General features: G+C 35.7%; 3 protein-coding genes. 2 read left to right on the forward strand and 1 reads right to left on the reverse strand.

What is annotated here, in order from left to right; genetic code table 11:
* Nucleotides 1-201 precede the first annotated feature (201 nt).
* Together F947_RS01480 and F947_RS01485 are read left to right on the forward strand one after the other, a co-directional pair.
* Nucleotides 202-489 carry a BrnT family toxin gene (locus F947_RS01480; protein WP_004971241.1) on the forward strand — a complete coding sequence of 96 codons (288 nt, stop codon included), beginning with the start codon at nt 202-204 and terminating at the stop codon, nt 487-489.
* Nucleotides 476-790: a BrnA antitoxin family protein gene (locus tag F947_RS01485; protein WP_004971243.1), complete on the forward strand. Its 315-nt coding sequence runs from the start codon at nt 476-478 to the stop codon at nt 788-790. The genes F947_RS01480 and F947_RS01485 overlap by 14 nt, the downstream gene beginning before the upstream one ends.
* 232 nt (nt 791-1,022) lie before the next feature.
* Here the strand turns inward: F947_RS01485 and F947_RS14155 are convergent.
* A protein-coding gene (locus F947_RS14155; RefSeq protein ID WP_099046172.1) for an IS5 family transposase occupies nt 1,023-1,774 on the reverse strand; the annotation gives its coding sequence in 2 pieces (ribosomal slippage) (nt 1,023-1,444 and nt 1,444-1,774; 753 coding nt in all).
* Nucleotides 1,775-1,905 lie beyond the last annotated feature (131 nt).

Consider the following 1,905-nt stretch of genomic DNA (forward strand, 5'->3'; position numbering starts at 1 on the left):
GTATATTAATATAAATATCAAGTATTTAATAAATTAAGAAAAATCCAAAAATGCCCAAAAAGCCGATTTTGAAACAAGTCGGCTTTTTTATGAGCAGTTTTGGAATGTTTTGCCAATAATTTTGACTAAAAATTACGCTTCTCAACTTGAGTGATACAATTTTGTGATACATTATTGTATATACAAATTTGAATGTTTTTTATGAAACAGTATTTCGAATGGGATGAGGCAAAGAATCGAAAGAATCAGAAAAAGCATGATATCTCTTTCGAAACTGCAAGCCTTGTTTTTGAAGATCCATTAAGGATCTCAATCCAGGACAGACATACCGATGGTGAAGAACGTTGGCAGACCATTGGGAAAGTAAAAGGCGTACTAATGCTCTTAGTAGCTCACACCATCTTTGATGAAGATGACTGTGAAATCATAAGAATTATTAGTGCAAGACAGGTAACAAAAGCGGAGCGAGATAAATATGAGCATGGTTAGACACTCACGCAAAGAACTGAATGAAAAATTCAGCGACAAGCAAGATGCTGAAATTGAACGCTTGCTTGCTAAAGGCACGGTTCCTGATGATCAGTTAGATCTATCAGATATTCCTGAAATTACCGATTGGAGCAATGCTGTACGTCATAATCAATTCTATCGCCCAGTGAAACAACAGACTTCCATTCGTTTAGATGCTGATGTACTTGCATGGTTTAAAGCTCAAGGCAAAGGCTATCAAACACGAATGAATGAAATTTTACGGGATGCCATGCTAAAAGAATTAAAAAATCATCAATAAAAATGGGAGCTTAAGCTCCCATTTTTAGATTCGTATAACGTGTATCATGTCAATTTTAGTATGACTTAATAAAATCAATACTATATTTGCAGCTAGTAAAATTTATGGCTAGCTATTTTTATAATTAAAAATATAGAAGAATTACTGCCACATCGCTGGAAATCCAACTCAAATTAAAAAATAGGCATGGGGTTTAGCGGACGCTTACGTTTTAGCTAGGGTCTGTTGAGAATTAACGTGAGTTAATGACGCTAGCACAAAGATAAATCATTGCGGAAAAACTTGAATCTGTTTTGTCACTACGCATGGCAATACGTTTGAATTCTTTCAATTTACAAAAGTAATTTTCGATGAGATGTCGCCATTTATACATGCATTGATCAAATATACGCTGAATCTTACGATTAGATTTTGGTGGAATCACTGCCTTTGCACCTCGATCATTAAGTTCTTTTAGCAACCAATCCGCATCAAATGCCTTATCTGCCAATAATGTTTGAAAATCCATATCTTCAATTAATGGCTTAACTTCAGCTAGGTCATGATATTGCCCAGGCATCAGGCGAAATTTAACTAAGTTCCCGAAACTGTCAGTCAAAGCTAGAATTTTTGTGGTCATTCCACCTCTGGATTTTCCAATTGCCTGTGAATAGGTCCCCCTTTTGCACCTTGACCATGACGATGTACTTTTACAATAGTTCCGTCAATCATGGCATATTCCATATCAGTATCATCATTGACTGCTGCAAAAATATTTTCAAATACACTCGCTTTTACCCAATCTCGATAGCGTTTAAAAATGGTATTCCATTTACCAAATTCAGGTGGTAAATCTCTCCATGGGCTACCTGTGCGTGCAATCCACAATACGGCTTCAAGAAATAATCTATTATTTGTACCACTACGCCCACGGTCTGTAACTTTGCCTAGGCAGTGAGGCTCCATTTTTGCCCATTGGGCATCAGTCAGTATGTATCTATCCATTGAATAATTATAGATTTTTAATTCTTGTTTGGCTAATTCTCAACAGACCCTAGTCATAATTCATAAAAAATATCGATTGTGTACTGTACTGTAATGTACTAAAATACGATACAGTACAGTACACAATAGGA

This window comes from Acinetobacter towneri DSM 14962 = CIP 107472, from assembly GCF_000368785.1.
Taxonomy (GTDB): Bacteria; Pseudomonadota; Gammaproteobacteria; order Pseudomonadales; family Moraxellaceae; genus Acinetobacter; species Acinetobacter towneri.